This window comes from Stenotrophomonas sp. KH_029 (assembly GCF_057839765.1).
In genome coordinates, this window is record NZ_CM174498.1 from 3,892,675 (window position 1) to 3,912,078 (window position 19,404).

General features: G+C 68.2%; 13 protein-coding genes. 7 read left to right on the top strand and 6 right to left on the bottom strand.

The features are described from left to right. Window positions 1-442 precede the first annotated feature (442 nt). From AC3ITM_RS17490 to AC3ITM_RS17505, 4 genes are all read right to left on the bottom strand, one after another. Complete coding sequence (locus AC3ITM_RS17490) at window positions 443-946, bottom strand: hypothetical protein (RefSeq protein ID WP_489266838.1); 504 nt, start codon at window positions 944-946, stop codon at window positions 443-445. Window positions 947-989: 43 nt separating this feature from the next. Beyond that, entirely contained in the window at window positions 990-1,283 is a 294-nt protein-coding gene (locus AC3ITM_RS17495) for a LysM peptidoglycan-binding domain-containing protein (protein WP_259210166.1), read from the bottom strand. A gap of 193 nt (window positions 1,284-1,476) precedes the next feature. Further along, on the bottom strand, window positions 1,477-2,295 hold the full coding sequence (gene queF, locus AC3ITM_RS17500) for an NADPH-dependent 7-cyano-7-deazaguanine reductase QueF (protein WP_489266840.1): 819 nt from the start codon (window positions 2,293-2,295) through the stop codon (window positions 1,477-1,479). Between the two features lie 327 nt (window positions 2,296-2,622). Continuing rightward, window positions 2,623-3,954: a M20 family metallopeptidase gene (locus tag AC3ITM_RS17505; protein ID WP_489266842.1), complete on the bottom strand. Its 1,332-nt coding sequence runs from the start codon at window positions 3,952-3,954 to the stop codon at window positions 2,623-2,625. Window positions 3,955-4,183: 229 nt separating this feature from the next. Here AC3ITM_RS17505 and AC3ITM_RS17510 point away from each other — a divergent pair, with 229 nt between their 5' ends. From AC3ITM_RS17510 to AC3ITM_RS17540, 7 genes are all read left to right on the top strand, one after another. Then, window positions 4,184-5,443: an efflux RND transporter periplasmic adaptor subunit gene (locus AC3ITM_RS17510; RefSeq protein ID WP_489266843.1), complete on the top strand. Its 1,260-nt coding sequence runs from the start codon at window positions 4,184-4,186 to the stop codon at window positions 5,441-5,443. An 88-nt stretch (window positions 5,444-5,531) separates the two neighbouring features. Continuing rightward, complete coding sequence (locus tag AC3ITM_RS17515) at window positions 5,532-8,762, top strand: efflux RND transporter permease subunit (protein ID WP_489266844.1); 3,231 nt, start codon at window positions 5,532-5,534, stop codon at window positions 8,760-8,762. Window positions 8,763-8,796: 34 nt separating this feature from the next. Next, window positions 8,797-11,919, top strand: a complete 3,123-nt coding sequence (locus AC3ITM_RS17520) for an efflux RND transporter permease subunit (protein ID WP_489266845.1) — start codon at window positions 8,797-8,799, stop codon at window positions 11,917-11,919. Between the two features lie 273 nt (window positions 11,920-12,192). Beyond that, window positions 12,193-14,370 (top strand): YccS family putative transporter, encoded by a 2,178-nt coding sequence (gene yccS / locus AC3ITM_RS17525; RefSeq protein WP_489266847.1) that lies wholly within the window; start codon window positions 12,193-12,195, stop codon window positions 14,368-14,370. A 203-nt stretch (window positions 14,371-14,573) separates the two neighbouring features. Continuing rightward, complete coding sequence (locus AC3ITM_RS17530) at window positions 14,574-16,463, top strand: MFS transporter (protein ID WP_489266849.1); 1,890 nt, start codon at window positions 14,574-14,576, stop codon at window positions 16,461-16,463. A 194-nt stretch (window positions 16,464-16,657) separates the two neighbouring features. Further along, on the top strand, window positions 16,658-17,017 hold the full coding sequence (locus AC3ITM_RS17535) for a CD225/dispanin family protein (protein ID WP_489266851.1): 360 nt from the start codon (window positions 16,658-16,660) through the stop codon (window positions 17,015-17,017). Then, window positions 17,017-17,439: a DUF2752 domain-containing protein gene (locus AC3ITM_RS17540; RefSeq protein ID WP_489266853.1), complete on the top strand. Its 423-nt coding sequence runs from the start codon at window positions 17,017-17,019 to the stop codon at window positions 17,437-17,439. The genes AC3ITM_RS17535 and AC3ITM_RS17540 overlap by 1 nt, the downstream gene beginning before the upstream one ends. Before the next feature lie 50 nt (window positions 17,440-17,489). On the opposite strand, the gene ampE is transcribed toward AC3ITM_RS17540, so the two are convergent. Together ampE and nudC are read right to left on the bottom strand one after the other, a co-directional pair. Further along, a complete protein-coding gene (gene ampE / locus AC3ITM_RS17545) occupies window positions 17,490-18,383 on the bottom strand; it encodes a regulatory signaling modulator protein AmpE (RefSeq protein WP_489266855.1) in 894 nt (297 codons plus the stop codon). Window positions 18,384-18,497: 114 nt separating this feature from the next. Then, window positions 18,498-19,403 carry an NAD(+) diphosphatase gene (gene nudC, locus AC3ITM_RS17550; protein WP_489266857.1) on the bottom strand — a complete coding sequence of 302 codons (906 nt, stop codon included), beginning with the start codon at window positions 19,401-19,403 and terminating at the stop codon, window positions 18,498-18,500. Window position 19,404: the final 1 nt, after the last annotated feature.

Here is a 19,404-nt window from a genome sequence, read left to right on the forward strand (position 1 = left end):
CCGGCGGCGATGCCGGCCCGCGTGCAACCGTGTCGCGTGCGGGCCACGCAGGGTGCCGGTCCGCACTTTCCCCGTGGATCGCGCCGGCCGGCGCGCGCTGCGGGAAACCCCGGCATTGTCGCGTTTTCAGCCCCCCGGAGCAAAGCCGGGCCATACGCGAACGTACTGGAACGCTATGGTGCGCACCGATGGGGCTTGCCCTGCGCACGATCGCCCCAGGGCTGGCCTGGACGGTATCGACTGCAACCACCCGGCCGGCGCGCCAGGATGGAATCGCCAATGGGAGCAGGCCCGCCCCTGCCTGGGCCACACGGTGCCGGCGCCCTGCATCCGACCGTGGGTCGGCCTGCCGATGTTCTCGTTGACCAGCGCCCATAAAAAAGACGCAGCCTCGCGGCTGCGTCCATCGTGAGCCAGTTGCCGGGAGAGAGTCGGCGCGGGCTTACTTGACCTCGAACTCCTGCGGCGTTCCGGCCGCCTTGCCATCTACCATGACTTCCGCGCGGTACTTGCCCGCCGGCCAGCCCTTGGCATTCTTGAACGTGATGTTGGTGGTATCAGCCGCGGTGGTGTTCAGCGTCTGGGAGTTCTCACCGGCCACCTGGCCATCCTGGTAGGTCAGCTTGGCCCCGACGTTGGCGTTGGTCGCCGTGCCGTCGGTGCGCACCGAGACGATGATGTCGTCCTTGGGCGCGAACAGTGCGGTGCTCGCCACCGACTTGTCGGCCGCGGCGGTCTTGCCCACGGTGACACCGGTCACGCTCACCGCCGCAGCGGCAGCCATCGGCTCCGGCGCGGACATCGGTGCCGGTGTCGGTTCGGCCGGGGTGGTCGCGGCCGGCTGGGCATTGTTGTCGGCGGTGTCTTCCTTCTTCTTGCAACCGGCCAATGCCACGGTGGCCAGCAGGGCAGCGAGTACGGCAGTACTGATGGACGTCTTCTTCATGAAATTCCTCCCTGGGAATCAGTGAACTACAAGCAAGGGTGGCTCAGCCTTTCGGCGGCAACTTGAGGGTCTGGCCGGGGAAAATCTTGTCCGGGTCGTCCAGTACGTCGCGGTTGGCCTCGAAGATCTTCTGCCAGGCGTTGGCATCGCCCAGTTCCTGCTTGGCGATCTTCGACAGCGAGTCGCCCTTCTGCACGGTGTAGGTGCCTCCGACCTTCTCGGCGGTGGTATCCACCGATGAGGTCACACCGGAAAAATCGGCCTTCTCGACCTTCTGCGCGGTGCTGTCCACGCTGGAGGTGACCCCGGAAAAATCGGCTTTCTTATCGGTACTCATCCACACGCTCCCGTCTTCATTGACGACATGGGAGGCACGGTGTCACAGCCGGTGTTAATGGGGCATGGCGTGGATGTGAAGACGCGCCAACGTCCGCCGGACGTGGCCGGGCCGTCCGGCGCCGCGGCCGGGGGGGGGCGGAGCCGGGGTTGATCGGCCGGGCGGGGTGCCTGCATCGACCAACGGTCGATGCCTACTGGCGCAGGTCGCGTACGGTACGGGTGGGATGGGCGATGCCCGGGCTGGCCCGCCAGGGATTGATGTCCAGGCCGCCGCGGCGGGTGTAGCGCGCCTCCACTTCCAGCCATTGCGGGGCGCAACGCTGGGTGATCTCGCTGAAGATGCGCTCCACGCACTGCTCGTGGAACTCGGCATGCTCGCGGTAGCTGACCAGGTACTTCAGCAGCCCCTCGCGGTCGATCCGCGGGCCGTGGTAGCGGATGCTGACGCTGGCCCAGTCCGGCTGGCCGGTGACCGGGCAGTTGGATTTCAGCAGCGCCGAACTCAGGGTCTCGGTCACCAGCTGGTCGGCATCGGCGCTGAGGAACTCCGGTGCCGGCGGACCATAGCGTTCGATCGCCACCTCCAGCCCGTCCAGCGACTGGCCCTCGGCGTCCTCGACCAGCACCGGCACCCCGAAGCGCACCGTCACCACGGCCCCGGCACAGGCGGACAGGTCGGCGCCGATGCAACGCCGCGCGGCCTCGTCATCGTCGAAGCGGGTGCTGTTGAGCGAGTTGAGGTACAGCTTGAACGACTTGGATTCGATCAGGTTCGGCGAGGTGCACGGCACGCTGATGGTGGCCACCGCCACCCGCGGCTTGCCGCGCCGGTCCAGCCAGCTCAGCTCATAGGCCTGCCAGCGGTCATGGCCGACGAACGGCAACGCCGCCTCGTCCAGGCCGATCTCCTCGCGGGCCCCGCGGCGTGGGATGGGGAACAGCAGCGCGGGATCGTACTGCGACGGGTAAGCAACCTCGCGGCCGAGGCTGGAGTCCTGGGGGGTATTCATCTGGATATTTTACGCCGGTGGGCGAGCCGCGTCCTGCATCGAAACAACCATCATCAGGCCTGCGTTGCCGGTCCGGCCGCACCGACTATCGCCCCACCACTGGCTGAACCTATCCGCATGGTGCACCGGTCAGCTTGAGCCCAACCTTCCGTCACCTGCCGTACGTCCAGGGGCGGGCCGGGGTGGGTTGGTGGGACCGTTGGGCACCATGGATGGTGCCCACGAGCCCCCAGGGAGGGGTTTACGGCGTGTCCCGCCAACCCACCCCGGCCCGCCCCCGCGCATGGCAACGCAGAGCCGAACGATGCTGTTGCCGCTGATCCTGCCTCAGCCCACCGCGGGTGCCACCACCGGCGCGCCATTGAGGTAATCCAGGCTCACCTGGAGCAGCGCCCGCAGGCCCACGTCCAACGCCTTTTCATCGAGCAGGAACTTCGGCGAATGGTTGGCCGGTGCGGTGGCCGGGTCGATCCCCGCGCCGGTGGCGCCGACGAAGAAGAACAGCCCCGGCACCTCCCTGGCGTACAGCGAGAAATCTTCGGCGCCCATCTGCAGCGGCGGCTCGTACACATTGTCCTTGCCCACCACCGCCTGCAGGCTGGGCAGCATCCTGGCGGTCAGCGCCGGGTCGTTGACCGTGGCCGGGTTGCCCTCGGACTCGTAGATGTCCGTCACCGCCTTGGCCCCGTGCGCGGCGGCGGTGTGCTCGGCGACGTTGCGCAGGTCGGCGAATATCTGCTGGCGCATGCCTTCATCGAAGGTGCGGATGGTACCCACCATCTCCACCTCGTCGGGGATGATGTTGTAGCGGATACCGCCCTTGATCGCGCCGAAGGTCAGCACCGCCGGCTGCTTGGACAGGTTGGCACGGCGGCTGACGATGGTCTGTGCGGTGCCGACCAGGTCGGCGGTGGCCACGATCGGGTCCACCCCGTTCCAGGGCGCCGAGCCATGCGTCTGGCGGCCGATCACCTTGATTCCGAACCGGTCCGAAGCCGCCATCAGCGGGCCGCCACGCACCGCGATCTGCCCGGCCGCCACGCTGGAGAACACATGCATGCCGAACACCGCCTCCGGCTTGAAGTCCTTGAACAGGCCTTCCTTGAGCATCAGCGCCGCACCGCCCTCCTCCGGCGGCGGCGCGCCTTCCTCGGCGGGCTGGAAGACCAGCATCACTTCGCCCGGCAGGTCGTCGCGCATCTTCACCAGCGCCTCGGCCACCCCCAGCAGGGTGGCGGTATGGGCGTCATGGCCGCAGGCATGCATCACCCCCACGGTCTCGCCGCGGTAGGTGCTGGTGGCCTTGGAGGCGAATGGCAGGCCGGTCTGTTCGGTCACCGGCAGCGCGTCCATGTCCGCGCGCAGCGCGATCCGCGGGCCGGGCTTGCCGCCCTTGATGATCGCCACCACGCCATGGCGGGCGATCCCGGTCATGGGCTTGAGCCCCATCGCGCGCAGCTGTTCGGCCACCTTGGCCGAGGTGCGTTCCTCGCGGTTGGACAGTTCCGGGTGCTGGTGGAAATCACGTCGCCAGTCGACCACCTTGGCCTTCAAGCGGGCCGCCGCGGCGGTGACTTCCGGGCGTTCGGCAGGGGCGGCCGCGGCCAGCGCGGGGCAGGCAAGCAGCAGGGCGGACAGCAGCAGCGGCAGACGGGGCATTGCGGATCTCCACGGGCGTTCGGGACGGTCGAATCTGAATGTAGGCCATCGGCGCGCCCGGCGCTGTAACTTTCTGCGCCCGCAGGCGTTGCTGCATGGAACCTGGCCGGTCACATCCGGTCTGATCGACCGTCCCATCGGTCATGCATGAAAGGTACCGGTGCACGGGTATGCTTTGCATCCAGCCAACCGGGCCGTCCCTGCCCTTCGCCAGCCTCAGGAGTTTTGAATGTCGCGTTTCTGGAAGATCGTGCTGCTGGTGGCCGTAGTGCTGGTGGTGGCCGTTGTCGGCATGCGCATGCTCGGCGGCGACAAGCCCAAGGGCGATGCAGCGGCAACCTCGGCCGGTGCCGGCAAGGGCGGCAAGGACGGCCGGGAACGCGACGCCGGGCCGGTTCCGGTCACCGTGGTCCAGGCCCTGCGCCAGGACGTACCGGTCTACGCCAGCGCGTTGGGCACGGTGGCGGCCATGAACACCGTCACGGTCAGCCCGCAGGTCGGCGGCCAGTTGATCAGCCTGAACTTCAAGGAAGGCCAGGAAGTGAAGCAGGGCGACCTGCTGGCCCAGATCGACCCGCGCACGCTGCAGGCCAGCTATGACGAGGCGGCGGCGGCCAAGCGCCAGAACCAGGCCCAGCTCGCCACCGCGCGCTCCAACTACCAGCGTTCCAATTCGCCCGAGTACCGCCAGTACGTGGCCAGGACCGACCTGGACACCCAACGCAACCAGGTGGCCCAGTTCGAAAGCGCGGTGGCCGCCAACGAAGCCAGCATGCGCGCCGCCCAGGTGCAGCTGCAGTACACCCGGGTCACCGCGCCGATCAGCGGCATCGCCGGCATCCGTGCGGTGGACGCCGGCAATATCGTCAGCGCCGGTACCGCCCTGGTCACCCTGACCCAGGTCCACCCGATCCACGTGGTGTTCAACCTGCCCGAGCGCCAGCTGCCGGACGTGCGCCAGGCCCAGCAGGCCGGCCCGGTGACCATCGCCGCGCTGGACCGCAGCGATTCGCACGTGCTCACCGATGGCGGCACGCTGGACGTGGTCGACAACCAGATCAGCAGCGACAGCGGCACCTTCCGCGCCCGCGCGCTGTTCGACAACACCGACAACACGCTGTGGCCGGGCCAGTTCGTCAATGTGCGCATGCAGTTGCGCAACATCGCCGGCGGCGTGGTGATTCCAACCCAGGCGGTGATGCGCGGCCCGGATGGCGAGTACGTGTACATCGTGCAGGCCGACAACACGGTCACGATGCAGACGGTCAAGAGCGGGGTGGAAGTGGGCGACAGCAGCGTACAGATCGCCACCGGCCTCAAGGGCGGCGAGCGCGTGGTCAGCGAGGGCCAGTTCCGGCTCAAGCCGGGCAGCAAGGTCACCGCGCTCAAGCCCGGCCAGACCCCGGCCGCCCCGACCGAGGCCGAACTCAAGGCTGCCCAGCAGCAGGGTGGCAGTGGTGGTGGGCGCCGCGGTGGCGGCCCGCGCTGACCGCGCCGCGCCCCTGTTCCTGACGCCGGCCCGCCGGCCGGCGTCTGCCCGCTCCAACGCCACATGACGCAACAGCAAGGATCCGCCCGTGGGCTTTTCGACGATCTTCATCCGCCGTCCCATCGCCACCTCGCTGCTGATGGCCGGGTTGCTGCTGCTCGGCATCCTCGGCTACCGCCAGCTGCCGGTGTCGGCGCTGCCGGAGATCGACGCGCCCAGCCTGGTGGTGACCACCCAGTACCCCGGCGCCAATGCCACCACCATGGCCGCACTGGTGACCACCCCGCTGGAGCGCCAGTTCGGGCAGATCTCCGGATTGGAGCTGATGACCTCCGATTCGTCGGCCGGCCTGTCCACCATCATCCTGCAGTTCTCGATGGACCGCGACATCGATATCGCCGCCCAGGACGTGCAGGCCGCGATCCGACAGGCCACCCTGCCCTCCTCGCTGCCCTACCAGCCGGTCTACAACCGGGTCAATCCGGCCGATGCGGCGATCGTCACCCTCAAGCTCACCTCCGACACGCGCCCGCTGCGCGAGGTCAACAACTACGCCGACTCGATCCTGGCCCAGCGCCTGTCGCAGGTGCAGGGCGTGGGCCTGGTCTCCATCGCCGGCAACGTGCGCCCGGCCGTGCGCATCCAGGTCAACCCGGCGCAGCTGTCCAACATGGGCCTGACCCTGGAAGAACTGCGCAGCGCGCTGACCCAGGCCAACGTCAACGCGCCCAAGGGCTCGCTCAACGGCAAGACCCAGTCCTACAGCATCGGCACCAACGACCAGCTGACCAGTGCGGCCGACTACCGCGCCACCATCATCAGCTACAAGAACGGCCGCCCGGTGCGGCTGTCGGACGTGGCCAACGTGGTCGACGGGGTGGAGAACGACCAGCTTGCCGCCTGGGCCGACGGCAAGCCGGCGGTGCTGCTGGAAGTGCGCCGCCAGCCCGGCGCCAACATCGTGCAGACCGTCGAGCGCATCCGTGCGCTGCTGCCGCAGCTGCAGAACGTGCTGCCGGCCGACGTGCACCTGGAGGTGTTCTCCGACCGTACCGAAACCATCCGCGCCTCGGTGCATGAAGTGCAGATGACGCTGATCCTGACCATCGGCCTGGTGGTGGCGGTGATCTTCGTGTTCCTGCGCCGGCTGTGGGCCACCATCATTCCCTCGGTGGCGGTGCCGTTGTCGCTGGCCGGCACCTTCGGGGTGATGGCCTTTGCCGGCATGTCGCTGGACAACCTGTCGCTGATGGCGCTGGTGGTGGCCACCGGCTTCGTGGTCGACGATGCGATCGTGATGATCGAGAACATCGTGCGCTATATCGAACAGGGCAAGAGCGGCCCGGAAGCGGCCGAGATCGGTGCGCGCCAGATCGGCTTCACCGTGCTGTCGCTGACCATTTCGCTGGTGGCGGTGTTCCTGCCGCTGCTGCTGATGCCCGGGGTCACCGGCCGGCTGTTCCACGAGTTCGCCTGGGTGCTGAGCATCGCGGTGACGCTGTCGATGCTGATCTCGCTGACGCTCACCCCGATGATGTGCGCCTACCTGCTCAAGCCCGACGCGCTGCCCGAGGGCGAAGACGCGCACGAGCGCGCCGCGGCGGCCGGCAAGGAAAACCTGTGGACGCGTACCGTCGGTGCCTACGAGCGCAGCCTGGACTGGGTGCTGGACCACCAGCGCCTGACCCTGGCGGTGGCCGCCGGCGCGCTGGTGCTGACCGTGGTGCTGTACATCGTCATCCCCAAGGGCCTGCTGCCCGAACAGGACACCGGGCTGATCACCGGCGTGGTCCAGGCCGACCAGAACATCGCCTTCCCGCAGATGCAGCAGCGCACCCAGGCGGTGGCCGAGGCATTGCGCAGGGATCCGGCGGTGACCGGCGTGTCGGCCTTCATCGGCGCCGGCAGCATGAACCCCACCCTCAACCAGGGCCAGCTGGCGATCGTGCTGAAGGAACGCGGCGACCGCGACGGCCTGGATGAAATCCTGCCGCGCCTGCAGCAGGCGGTGGCGGGCATTCCCGGCGTGGCGCTGTACCTCAAGCCGGTGCAGGACGTGACCCTGGATACCCGTGTGGCCGCCACCGAATACCAGTACTCGCTGTCGGACGTGGACAGCGCCCAGGTCGCGCTGCAGGCCACCCGCCTGACCGAGGCGCTGCGCCAGCGCCCGGAGCTGGCCGACGTGGACAACAACCTGTCCAACCAGGGCCGCGCACTGGAACTGACCATCGACCGCGACAAGGCCAGCGTGCTCGGCGTGCCGATGCAGACCATCGACGACACCCTGTACGACGCGTTCGGCCAGCGCCAGATTTCGACCATCTTCACCGAACTCAACCAGTACCGGGTGGTGCTGGAAGTGGCGCCGGAGTTCCGCACCAGCACCGCGCTGATGAACCAACTGGCGGTGGCCTCCAACGGCGCCGGCGCGCTGACCGGCAGCAACGCCACCAACTTTGGCCAGGTCACCTCGTCCAACTCCTCCACCGCCACCGGCATCGGCGCGCAGAACACCGGCATCCCGGTCGGGGCGGGCAACATCATTCCGCTGGCCGCGCTGGCCGAAGGCAGGATCACCAGCACCCCGCTGGTGATCAGCCACCAGCAGCAGCTGCCGGCGGTGACGGTGTCGTTCAACATCGCCCCGGGCTATTCGCTGTCCGATGCGGTCAAGGCGATCGAGGACACCCGTGCCGAACTGAAGATGCCCTCGCAGGTGCATGCGCAGTTCATCGGCAAGGCCGCCGAGTTCACCGGCAGCCAGACCGACGTGGTGTGGCTGCTGCTGGCCTCGCTGGTGTTGATCTACATCGTGCTGGGCGTGCTGTATGAAAGCTACATCCACCCGATCACGATCATCTCGACCCTGCCCCCGGCCGGCGTCGGCGCCTTGCTGGCGCTGATGGTGTGCGGGCTGAGCCTGTCGGTGGACGGCATCGTCGGCATCGTGCTGCTGATCGGCATCGTCAAGAAGAACGGCATCATGATGGTGGACTTCGCCATCGAGGCACGCCGTGCCGGCGCCAACGCGCATGATGCGATCCGCCGCGCCTGCCTGCTGCGCTTCCGCCCGATCATGATGACCACCGCCGCGGCCATGCTCGGCGCGCTGCCGCTGGCGCTGGGCACCGGCATCGGCTCGGAGCTGCGCCGCCCGCTGGGCATCGCCATCGTCGGCGGCCTGCTGCTGTCGCAGCTGGTCACGCTGTACACCACGCCGGTGATCTACCTGTACATGGAGCGGTTCTCCGAATGGCTGCGCCAGCGCCGCCAGCAGCCCGCGCTGGAGCACCCCAGCGCCCGGGACCCGGCATGACCGGCCCGTCCACGGCCGCCGCGACGGTGCGCGCATGAACATCTCCGGGCCGTTCATCCGCCGTCCGATCGGCACCGCGCTGCTGGCCATCGGCCTGTTCGTGGTCGGCCTGTTCTGCTACCTGAAACTGGGCGTGTCGGCGCTGCCGAACATCCAGATTCCGGTGATCTTCGTGCATGCCAGCCAGTCCGGCGCCGATGCCACCACGATGGCCTCCACGGTCACCGCGCCGCTGGAGCGCCACCTGGGCCAGCTGCCGGGCGTGGACCAGATGCGCTCGTCCAGTTCGGAGGGCAGCTCGCTGGTGTTCATGGTCTTCCAGAGCGGGGTGGACATCGATTCGGCCGCGCTGGACGTGCAGACCGCGATCAACTCGGCGCAGTCCGACCTGCCCTCCGGGCTGGGCTCGCCGATGTTCCAGAAGGCCAACCCGAACGACGACCCGGTCATCGCGATCGCGCTGACCTCGCAGACGCAGTCGGCCGACGAGCTGTACAACACCGCCGATTCGCTGCTGGCCCAGCGCATCCGCCAGATCGGCGGGGTGTCCTCGGTGGATATCGCCGGCGCGTCGACCCCGGCGGTGCGGGTGGACGTCAACCTGCGCCTGCTCAACGCGCTCAACCTCACCCCCGACGACCTGCGCAACGCGGTACGCGCCGCCAACGTGACCTCGCCGACCGGCTTCCTGACCGATGGCAACACCACCACGGCGATCATCGCCAACGATTCGGTGGCGCGCGCGGCCGACTTCGCCAACCTGGTGATCAAGACCCAGGACGATGGCCGGGTGATCCGCCTCAAGGACGTGGCCAACGTCTACGACGGCCAGCAGGATGCCTACCAGGCGGCGTGGTTCGACCACAAGCCGGCGGTGGTGATGTATGTGTTCACCCGTGCCGGGGCCAACATCGTGGAGACCGTGGACCGGGTCAAGGCGCAGATCCCGATGCTGCGCGACTACCTGCAGCCGGGCACGGTGATGACGCCGTACTTCGACCGTACCCCGACCATCCGCTCGTCGCTGCATGAAGTGCAGATCACCCTGCTGATCAGCCTGGCGATGGTAATCCTGACCATGGCGCTGTTCCTGCGCCGGCTGGCCCCGACCCTGATCGCGGCGGTCACCGTGCCGTTGTCGCTGGCCGGCGCGGCGCTGGTGATGTACGTGTTCGGCTTCACCTTGAACAACCTCAGCCTGCTGGCGCTGGTGATCGCGATCGGCTTCGTGGTCGACGATGCGATCGTGGTGATCGAGAACGTGATGCGCCACCTCGACGAGGGCATGCCACGCATGCAGGCGGCGTTGACCGGTGCGCGCGAAATCGGCTTCACCATCGTCTCGATCACCGCCTCGCTGGTGGCGGTGTTCATCCCGCTGCTGTTCGCCAGCGGCATGGTCGGTGCGTTCTTCCGCGAGTTCACCGTGACCCTGGTGGCGGCGATCGTGGTATCGATGATCGTCTCGCTGACCCTGACCCCGGCGCTGTGCAGCCGCTTCCTGAGCGCGCACGCCGCGCCGGAAAAGCCATCGCGGATCGGTCGCTTCCTGGACGGCATGCATGACCGCATGCTGCGCACCTATACCGTGTGCCTGGACTTCTCGCTGCGCCACGCGCTGCTGCTGTCGCTGACCCCGATCCTGCTGATCGTGGCCACGGTGATGCTGGCCGGCGCGGTCAAGAAGGGCTCGTTCCCGCCGCAGGACACCGGCCTGATCTGGGGCCGGGCCAATTCCAGCGCCACCGTGTCGTTCGAGGACATGGTCAACCGCCAGCGCCGGATCACCGACATGCTGATGGCCGACCCGGCGGTGAAGACCGTCGGCGTGCGCCTGGGCAGCGGTCGCCAGGGTTCCAGCGCGCAGTTCAACATCGAACTGAAGACGCGCAAGGAAGGCCGCAGGGAAACCACCGCGCTGGCACTGGCCCGGCTGAGCGCCAAGGCCGACCGCTACCCGGACCTGCAGCTGCGCCTGCGCGCGATCCAGGACCTGCCCAGCGATGGCGGCGGTGGCAACAGCCAGGGCGCGCAGTACCGGGTGTCGCTGCAGGGCAACGACCTGGCCCAGCTGCAGGAATGGCTGCCCAGGGTGCAGGCCGCACTGAAGAAGAACCCCAAGCTGCGCGATGTCGGCACCGACGTGGACACCGCCGGGTTGCGCCAGAACATCGTGATCGACCGCGCCCAGGCCGCGCGCCTGGGCGTGTCGGTGGGCGCGATCGACGGTGCGCTGTACGGCGCGTTCGGCCAGCGCCAGATATCGACCATCTACTCGGACATCAACCAGTATTCGGTGGTGGTCAACGCCCTGCCCGAACAGACCGCCACCCCGCGCGCGCTGGACGAAGTGCATGTGCGCGCCGGCAACGGCCAGATGATCCCGCTCACCGCGGTGGCCCACCAGGTGCCCGGGCTGGCGCCGCCGCAGATCACCCACCAGAACCAGTACACCACCATGGACCTGAGCTACAACCTGGCCCCGGGGGTAAGCACCGGCGAAGGTGAGGCGATCATCAAGGCCACCGTGGACGGGCTGCGCCTGCCCGGCGACATCCGCATCAGCGACGGCGGCGGCTTCAACGTGCAGCTCAACCCGAACTCGATGCTGATCCTGGTGCTGGCCGCGATCATCACCGTGTACCTGGTGCTGGGCATGCTGTACGAAAGCCTGGTGCACCCGGTGACCATTCTGTCCACCCTGCCGGCCGCCGGCGTGGGCGCGCTGCTGGCGCTGTTTGTGACCAACACCGAGCTGTCGGTGATCTCGATGATCGCGCTGGTGCTGCTGATCGGCATCGTCAAGAAGAACGCGATCATGATGATCGACTTCGCCGTGGTGGCCCAGCGCGAGCACGGCAAGAGCCCGCGCGATGCGGTGCGCGAGGCCAGCATCGTGCGCTTCCGCCCGATCATGATGACCACCATGGTGGCGATCCTGGCGGCGGTGCCGCTGGCGATCGGGCTGGGCGAAGGCTCGGAACTGCGCCGCCCGCTGGGCATCGCGATGATCGGCGGGCTGCTGTTCTCGCAGAGCCTGACCCTGCTCAGCACCCCGGCGCTGTATGTGATCTTCTCGTGCCTGCGCGAACGCTGGGTGGCGCGCCGCGCGCGCCGGCGCGAGAAGAAGCTGACCAAGCGCGCAGCCAGCGCGTAGTGCCGGCCGCTGGCCGGCTCCCCACGATCTGTCCCCCCTGGTAGTGCCGGCCGCTGGCCGGCTCCCCACGATCTTGTCCACCCCTTGGTAGTGCCGGCCGCTGGCCGGCTCCTCGCACCTCGGTCCGGGATCATGAGAGCCGGCCAGCGGCCGGCACTACCGGGTACTGCGCTCCATCCGGCGCGACGCGACGCTTTTTGACGTTGAACGTTCGACGCTGTCCCCTTCACCCGCTACCGGCAATAATGGGGCCGCCCTGCACGCCGAGCCCGCATGACTGCCCGAGAATCCCGCCTGAGCCGCCTGTGGGCGCATGAAAAGGCCAGCTATGGCCTGCGGGTGTTCATTGCATTGTCGGTGGCGATGGGGGTGTGCTGGCACCTGGACCAGCTGCCGGCCTTGCCGGGGGTGTTCCTGGGCATCATCGCCAGCGCCATCGCCGAGACCGACGACAACTGGTGGGGCCGGACCAAGTCGGTGGCGCTGTCGCTGCTGTGCTTTGTCGCTGCGGCGGCGGCGGTGGTCGAACTGTTCGCCTGGCCGTGGCTGTTCATCGCCGCGCTGGCCGCCTCCACCTTCGGCCTGACCCTGCTCGGCGCGCTGGGCGAACGCTACGCCTCGATCGCCCAGGCCACCGTCACCCTGGCCATCTACACCATGATCGGGCTGGAGCAGCACGGCGCCAGCGACCGCGCCCAGGCCATCACCGCGGTCAGCCACCTGTTGGCCGGCGCGCTCTGGTATGGCCTGTTGTCGATCCTGTGGACGGCGCTGTTCGCCAACCGCCCGGTGCGCGAACGGCTGGCCCGGCTGTACCTGGAACTGGGCCGTTACCTGCAGCTCAAGGCCGACCTGTTCGAACCGGTGCGCGAGGCCGACGTGCAGCAGCGCCAGCTGGCCCTGGCCGAACAGAACCGGCGCGTGGTCGAGGCCCTGAACATCGCCAAGACCGCGATCCTGGCCCGCTTCGGCCGCTCCGGCCGGCCCGGCGTGCAGTCCGGCCTGTACCTGCGCCTGTACTACATGGCCCAGGATTTCCACGAACGCGCCAGCTCCTCGCACTACCCCTACGGCGCGCTGACCGAGGCGTTCTTCCACAGCGACGTGCTGTACCGCTGCCAGCGCCTGCTCGCGCTGCAGGGCGAGGCCTGCGCCAACCTCGGCCTGGCTATCCGCCTGCGCCGCCCGTTCCAGTACGGGGAACGCACCAAGCAGGCCACCGCCGATCTGACCGATTCGCTCACCTGGCTGCGCGCACAACACAACCCGCAATGGCAGCGGCTGCTGTCCTCGCTGGAGCTGCTGGGCCACAACCTGCAGAGTATCGAGCGCCGGTTGTCGGACGCGGCGCAGTCCGAATCCACCCTGGACAATGTCGATACGCGCCTGCGCGATACCAACCCGCACACCCTGCGCGAAATGGCGGTGCGCATCCGCCAGCAGCTCACCCCCGGCTCGGTGCTGTTCCGGCATGGCCTGCGCATGGCACTGGCGCTGGTGGCCGGCTTCGCCGTGATCGCCCTGTTCGATGCGCAGAACGGCTCCTGGGTGTTGCTGACCATCGTGTTCGTGTGCCGCCCGCATTTCGGCGCTACCCGGCAACGGCTGGCCCAACGCATCGCCGGCACCCTGATCGGGCTGGTGCTGACCTGGGCGCTGATGCAGCTGTTCCAGGACCTGCGCATCGAGCTGCTGATCGCGTTGCTGTCGGCGTTGCTGTTCTTCTTCACCCGCAGCGACCGCTACCTGGTCGCCTCGGCGGCGATCACGGTGATGGCGCTGACCTGCTTCAACCTGATCGGCGATGGTTTCCTGCTGATCTGGCCACGGCTGGTGGACACCCTGCTGGGCTGTGCGATCGCCGCGGCGGCCGCGTTCCTGATCCTGCCCGACTGGCAGGGCCGGCGCCTGCACCTGGTGATGGCGCGGGTGCTGGCCAACTGCGCGCGCTACCTGGATGCGGTGCTGGGCCAGTACGGCAGCGGCATGCAGGACGACCTGGCCTACCGCATCGCCCGCCGCGACATGCACAACGCCGACGCGGCGCTGTCCACCGCGTTGTCGAACATGCTGCGCGAACCGGGCCATGTGCGCCGCAACCTGGACGCCGGCTTCCGCTTCCTGGCCTTGTCCAACACCCTGCTCGGGCATTTGTCGGCCCTGGGTGCGCACCGCGCGCAGCTGGACAGCTATGCACAGGATCCGCTGGCGCTGTCCGGCGGGGAGCGGGTGGAACAGGCCATGCAGCAGATCGCCGCCGCGCTGGAGCAGCGCCAGCCGGTGGACGAGGCCGACAACGACGGCGACCGCGCCCTGGCCGAACAGCTGGAGCAGATCACCGACGCGATGGCGCCCAAGCTGCAGCTGATCCGCACCCAGATGGGGCTGATGCTGCGCCTGCTGCCCAAGCTGCGCGACGCCGCCAACGAGGCCGCACGCACCTTGGGGTAGGTATCGACCGTTGGTCGATACGGATGTTGAACGTTCTCACGACCACTGAACGTTCTCACGACCAACGGTCGTGAGCTACCGGGCCAACGGCCGTGACCTGCCGGGCCAATGGTCGTGAGCTACCGCCCCGGGGCGGCGCGCGCCGTTGCCATGCGGCGCCAGCCCCGACAGTGCTAGGCTGCGGCGGTCCGCAAGGAGTTCCCATGTCCGGCCACAGCCAGTTCGCCCTGCTCAAACAGCGTCGTTTCCTGCCGTTTTTCATCGTCCAGTCGCTGGGTGCCTTCAACGACAACGTGTACCGGCAAGCCATCATCGGCCTGCTGTTCTACCTGGGCGTCAGCCAGGAAGAACAGTCGCTGTACACCACGCTGGCCCCGGCCATCTTCATCCTGCCCTACTTCCTGTTCTCGGCCCTGGCCGGCCAGATCGCCGAAAAGCTGGAGAAGTCGCGGCTGATCGTGATCACCACCGGCATGGAGATCGCGATCATGTCGCTGGCCGCGGTCGGCTTCCTGACCCAGAGCATGCCGGTCCTGCTGGTGGCGCTGTTCTGCACCGGCCTGCAGTCCACCCTGTTCGGGCCGGTCAAGTACTCGGTGCTGCCCTCGGTGCTCAAGCCCGAAGAGCTGACCGGCGGCAACGGCCTGGTCGAGATGGGCACCTCGATGTCGATCCTGACCGGCATGATCAGCGGCGGCAGCATCTTCCTGCTGGCCAGCAGCTATGGGCCGGTGGTGGCGGCCACGGCGGTGATCGCGCTGGCGATCGCCGGCAACATCACCGCGCGGATGATCCCCAAGGTCGATGCCGGCGCGCCGGACCTGAAGATCCACTGGAACCCCATCCCCGAGTCGCTGGCGGTACTGCGCCTGGCCAGGAAAAAGAAGTCGGTGCGCAACGCCATCCTCGGCGTGTCCTGGTTCTGGTTCGTCGGCACCATGCTGACCTCGCAGCTGCCCACCTATGCGGTGGTCAATCTCGGTGGCAGCTCCAACCTGTACATCTTCGCCCTGGCGCTGTTCTCGGTGGGCACCGGCGTGGGCTCGCTGCTGTGCGAGAAGCTGTCCGGGCGCACGGTGGAAATCGGCCTGGTGCCGCTGGGCGCATTCGGCATGACCGCCTTCATGCTGGACCTGTACTTCGCCCGCGCCGGCACCGCCACCGCGGCCGGACTGAGCGTGTCGGCCTTCGCCGCCGCGCCCGGCAGCCTGCGCATCATCATCGACCTGGTCGGCATCGGGCTGTTCACCGGTTTCTTCGTGGTGCCGCTGTTCGCGCTGATCCAGAGCCGCACCCCGAAGTCGGAGATGTCGCGCGTGTTCGCCGCGCTCAACATCCAGAATTCCGGCTTCATCGTCGGTGCGGCGTTGATCGCCCTGGCCACCCAGAAGTTCCTGCACTGGACCATCCCGCAACTGTTCCTGGCGCTGGCCATCGCCAATGCGGTGGTGTCCCTCTACATCTTCACCATCGTCCCCGAATTCCTGATGCGCTTCCTCAGCTGGGTGATGGTGCGCACCCTGTACCGGCTGCGCGTGCATGGCGTTGAAGCCAACGTACCCGATGAAGGCGCCGCGTTGATCGTGTGCAACCACGTCAGTTACATGGACGCGCTGATCCTGTCGGCGACGATCCCGCGCCCGGTGCGCTTTGTCATGTACTACAAGATCTTCAACATCCCGGTGATGCGCTGGATCTTCCGCACCGCCAAGGCGATCCCGATCGCCGGTGCGCGCGAGGACCCGGCGCTGATGCAGGCCGCCTTCGATGAAGTGGACCGGGCCCTGGCCGATGGCGAGCTGGTCTGCATCTTCCCGGAGGGCGCGCTGACCCGCGACGGCGAGATGGGCCCGTTCAAGTCCGGCGTGGAGAAAATCCTGGAGCGCCGTCCGGTGCCGGTGGTGCCGATGGCGCTGCGTGGGATGTGGGCCAGCATGTGGAGCCGGCGCGACACCCGCCTGGGCCGGATGCGGGTCCCGCGCCGCTTCCGCGCGCACCTGGAGGTCGCCGCAGCCCCTGCCGTGCCGGGCCAGGGCGCCAGTGCCGGGCAACTGGAACAATTGGTCAGGCAGCTGCGCGGCGAGCAGGGCTGAGCCGCCGAGGCTGTAATCGCATACATCGCTGCGACGACATCGGTTAGATTACCGTCCAGCCATCCCGCCCACGCTGGCCGGCGTGGGCCGTCACCCGCCGGTGATGCCGCGTGCGGGGATCGGTGTTCCAGCATGCGCCGCACCGGATCCACCCTGTTGAACGAAAACCCACCCTAGACCCTGGAGCTTGCCCCATGAATGCCACCGCCCCCCTGCCGCCCGCCTCGGGCAGCATCCCGAACCACCTGATCTGGTCGATCGTCGCCACCGTGCTGGCCTTCTTCGTGTGCTGCCTGTCGTGCCTGAGCTTCCCGGGCATCGTCACCGGCATCGTGGCGATCGTGTTTTCCAGCAAGGTCAACGGGCTGCTCAACCAGGGCGACCTGGAAGGCGCGCGCCGCGCATCCAAGAACGCCAAGATCTGGGCCTGGGTCACCACCGGCTTCCTGATTGCCGGCGTGCTGCTGTTCGTGATCTCGCTGGCCACCATGGGCGTTGATGGCTACATGCAGCAGATGCAGCAGTTCCAGCAGCAGATCGAAAGCGCCAGCTGATGGCCATGCTGCACGGCAGGCGCTGGTTGCTGGCATTGGTTCCACCGGCGGCTATCGCCGTCGGTGCGGGGTTCTGGGTGCTGCGGCACTACGATCCCAACAGTGCGCACAGCCCGTTCCCGCCGTGCAGTTTCCTGGCCGTCACCGGCTACTACTGCATCGGCTGCGGGCTGACCCGCGCGCTGCATGCCCTGGCCCACGGCGATCTGGCCACGGCGTTCTCGATGAACCCGCTGGCGATGGTGATGCTGGCCATTTCACCGCTGGTGCTGGGCTGGGCGCTGGGCTGGCGCCCGCGCTGGCTGCAGCCGCTGATCACCCTGCTGACCAAACCGGCGTTCTGGTTGACCCTGCTGCCGCTGTATTGGGTCGCGCGCAACCTGCCCTGGGTACCGTTTACCTGGCTGGCACCTGGCGGGTAATTCGGCCAAGTAGAGCCGACTAACAATCGGCGCCACAGCGCCGTTCCCGGTCAGGTCACCCAACCGGCGATCACCAGCAACGCCAGCGCCGCCATCCACAGCAACAGCATCCGCCATACCAGGCTCATCGCATCGCGCAGCTCGGGCAGCCGGCGCCATACCGGCACCATCCCGGCATCGCTGTAATCGTGCGCCTCCTCGCGCAGCTCGGCGCTCACGCTGGCCCGCGCCACTGCCCCCAGGAAGACCGTCGATGCCGCCCACTGATGGCCATGGGCCTGGCGCCAGGCCTTGTAGGCCGTATCGAAATTGCCGACCAGCGCCATCGACAACGACATCAGCTGCGCCACCGGCCACTCCACCCAGGACAACGCCACCCGCGCCCCGGCCACGGTGTCCACTGCCGCCAGCGCACGCATCGGGCCCTCGGCCAACAGCGCCAGCAGGCGGTACGCCAGCGCGCCCACCGGGCCCAGCAGCAGGAACCAGAACAACACCGCGAACCAGCGCCGCAGCGCGTTGAGTACCGTGGCCTCGACCAGCGACGGCACGTCCTGGTGCATGCTGCCGCCGGCCGACTGCAACTGGGCGATCGCCACATGCCGGGCCGGTGCGTCATCGGCATCGATCACCGCCTCCACGTCGCGGTCCAGGTCGCGCGGGCCCCAGCACATCGCCAGCGTGGCGATGCCCAGCAGCAGCAACGGCAGGCCGAACAGATGGCCGTCCAGCGCCCATTGCACCAGTCCCAGCACGACAACCAACGGCAGCACCGCCAGCAGCCAGCCCTGGCCACTCCGCCAGAAGCCGGCCTCGGCCGCGTGCGCGCCCAGCCATTGCAGCCAGCGCCGGTACAGCGCGAACCGGCGCAACGCCACCGCCACGGCAGGCGCCACATGGCCCAGGGCCAAGGCGACCAGCACGGCGACCAGGGTGGTGAACATGTAAGCCTCCGGCTCGGTTTCTGCCCGCTACTATGCCTTGCGGCCCGGCAATTCCCCGGGCCGTTGGTAATGTACGCTGCCGCGTGTTCAGCCAGTGGCAACGCCGGGCCGGTATCAGCCGACCTGTTGCCGGTACCAGTGCTCGATCAGGCTGCGCGAAATCGAAATCGGCGGCGACAGGCGGATGCCCTGGCCGTCGTCTTCGACATCCCGGGCCAGCGCCGCGCCGACTTCCTCGGCGGTGAACCAGCGCGCGTCCTCCAGCTCGCCGTCCACGGTCGGCACATCATCCTCGGCGGTGGCGGCAAAGCCCAGCATCAGCGCACCGGGGAACGGCCACGGCTGGGTGCCCAGGTAGTGGCAGTGGCGCACGCGCACCTTGCTCTCCTCGAACACCTCGCGCACCACGGTCTGTTCCAGCGATTCGCCCGGTTCGACGAAACCGGCCAGCACCGAATAACGGCGCGGCGCCCAGTTGGCCTGGCGGCCGAGCAGCAGGCGGCCATTGTTTTCCACCGCCACGATCACCGCCGGGTCGACCCGCGGGTAGTGCTCGATGCCGCATTGCCCGCAGCGGCCGACAAAGCCACCGCGACTGAAGGTGATGGCGCCGCCGCAGACCCCGCAGAAGCGGGTGCGCGACTGCCAGTACGACATCCCGCGCGCATAGCAGAACGCGCTGGCATCGGCCGCCGACCAGGTGGTGGCCGACTCGCGCAGGTCCACCCGCTGCGGGGCGGTGACATCCACCGCGGCCGCTTCCAGCGAGAACCAGGCCTGCTGGCCACGCAGCCCGAGGAAGATCGCGGTGCCCGGGCCACCGCCGAGCTGCGCGCCGGTCAGCGCCAGTGGTTGGCCGTCGGCGTCGGCCAGGGCGCGGCCATCGGGTTCAAGGACGAGCACCTGCGCCTGCGGCCACAGCCGCGACAACGCATCGGCGTCATCGCGCAGGCTGTCGGCGCGTTCCAGCGGGTCGGTGGTGAAGGCGAAACCGGAAAGCTGCGAAGAAAATCTGGACATC

Bases quoted from the DNA above. Each gene is read 5' to 3' on its own strand.
- AC3ITM_RS17490 (WP_489266838.1), bottom strand. From the start codon at position 946: ATGAAGAAGACGTCCATCAGTACTGCCGTACTCGCTGCCCTGCTGGCC.
- AC3ITM_RS17495 (WP_259210166.1), bottom strand. From the start codon at position 1,283: ATGAGTACCGATAAGAAAGCCGATTTTTCCGGGGTCACCTCCAGCGTG.
- queF (WP_489266840.1), bottom strand. From the start codon at position 2,295: ATGAATACCCCCCAGGACTCCAGCCTCGGCCGCGAGGTTGCTTACCCG.
- AC3ITM_RS17505 (WP_489266842.1), bottom strand. From the start codon at position 3,954: ATGCCCCGTCTGCCGCTGCTGCTGTCCGCCCTGCTGCTTGCCTGCCCC.
- AC3ITM_RS17510 (WP_489266843.1), top strand. From the start codon at position 4,184: ATGTCGCGTTTCTGGAAGATCGTGCTGCTGGTGGCCGTAGTGCTGGTG.
- AC3ITM_RS17520 (WP_489266845.1), top strand. From the start codon at position 8,797: ATGAACATCTCCGGGCCGTTCATCCGCCGTCCGATCGGCACCGCGCTG.
- yccS (WP_489266847.1), top strand. From the start codon at position 12,193: ATGACTGCCCGAGAATCCCGCCTGAGCCGCCTGTGGGCGCATGAAAAG.
- AC3ITM_RS17530 (WP_489266849.1), top strand. From the start codon at position 14,574: ATGTCCGGCCACAGCCAGTTCGCCCTGCTCAAACAGCGTCGTTTCCTG.
- AC3ITM_RS17535 (WP_489266851.1), top strand. From the start codon at position 16,658: ATGAATGCCACCGCCCCCCTGCCGCCCGCCTCGGGCAGCATCCCGAAC.
- AC3ITM_RS17540 (WP_489266853.1), top strand. From the start codon at position 17,017: ATGGCCATGCTGCACGGCAGGCGCTGGTTGCTGGCATTGGTTCCACCG.
- ampE (WP_489266855.1), bottom strand. From the start codon at position 18,383: ATGTTCACCACCCTGGTCGCCGTGCTGGTCGCCTTGGCCCTGGGCCAT.
- nudC (WP_489266857.1), bottom strand. From the start codon at position 19,403: ATGTCCAGATTTTCTTCGCAGCTTTCCGGTTTCGCCTTCACCACCGAC.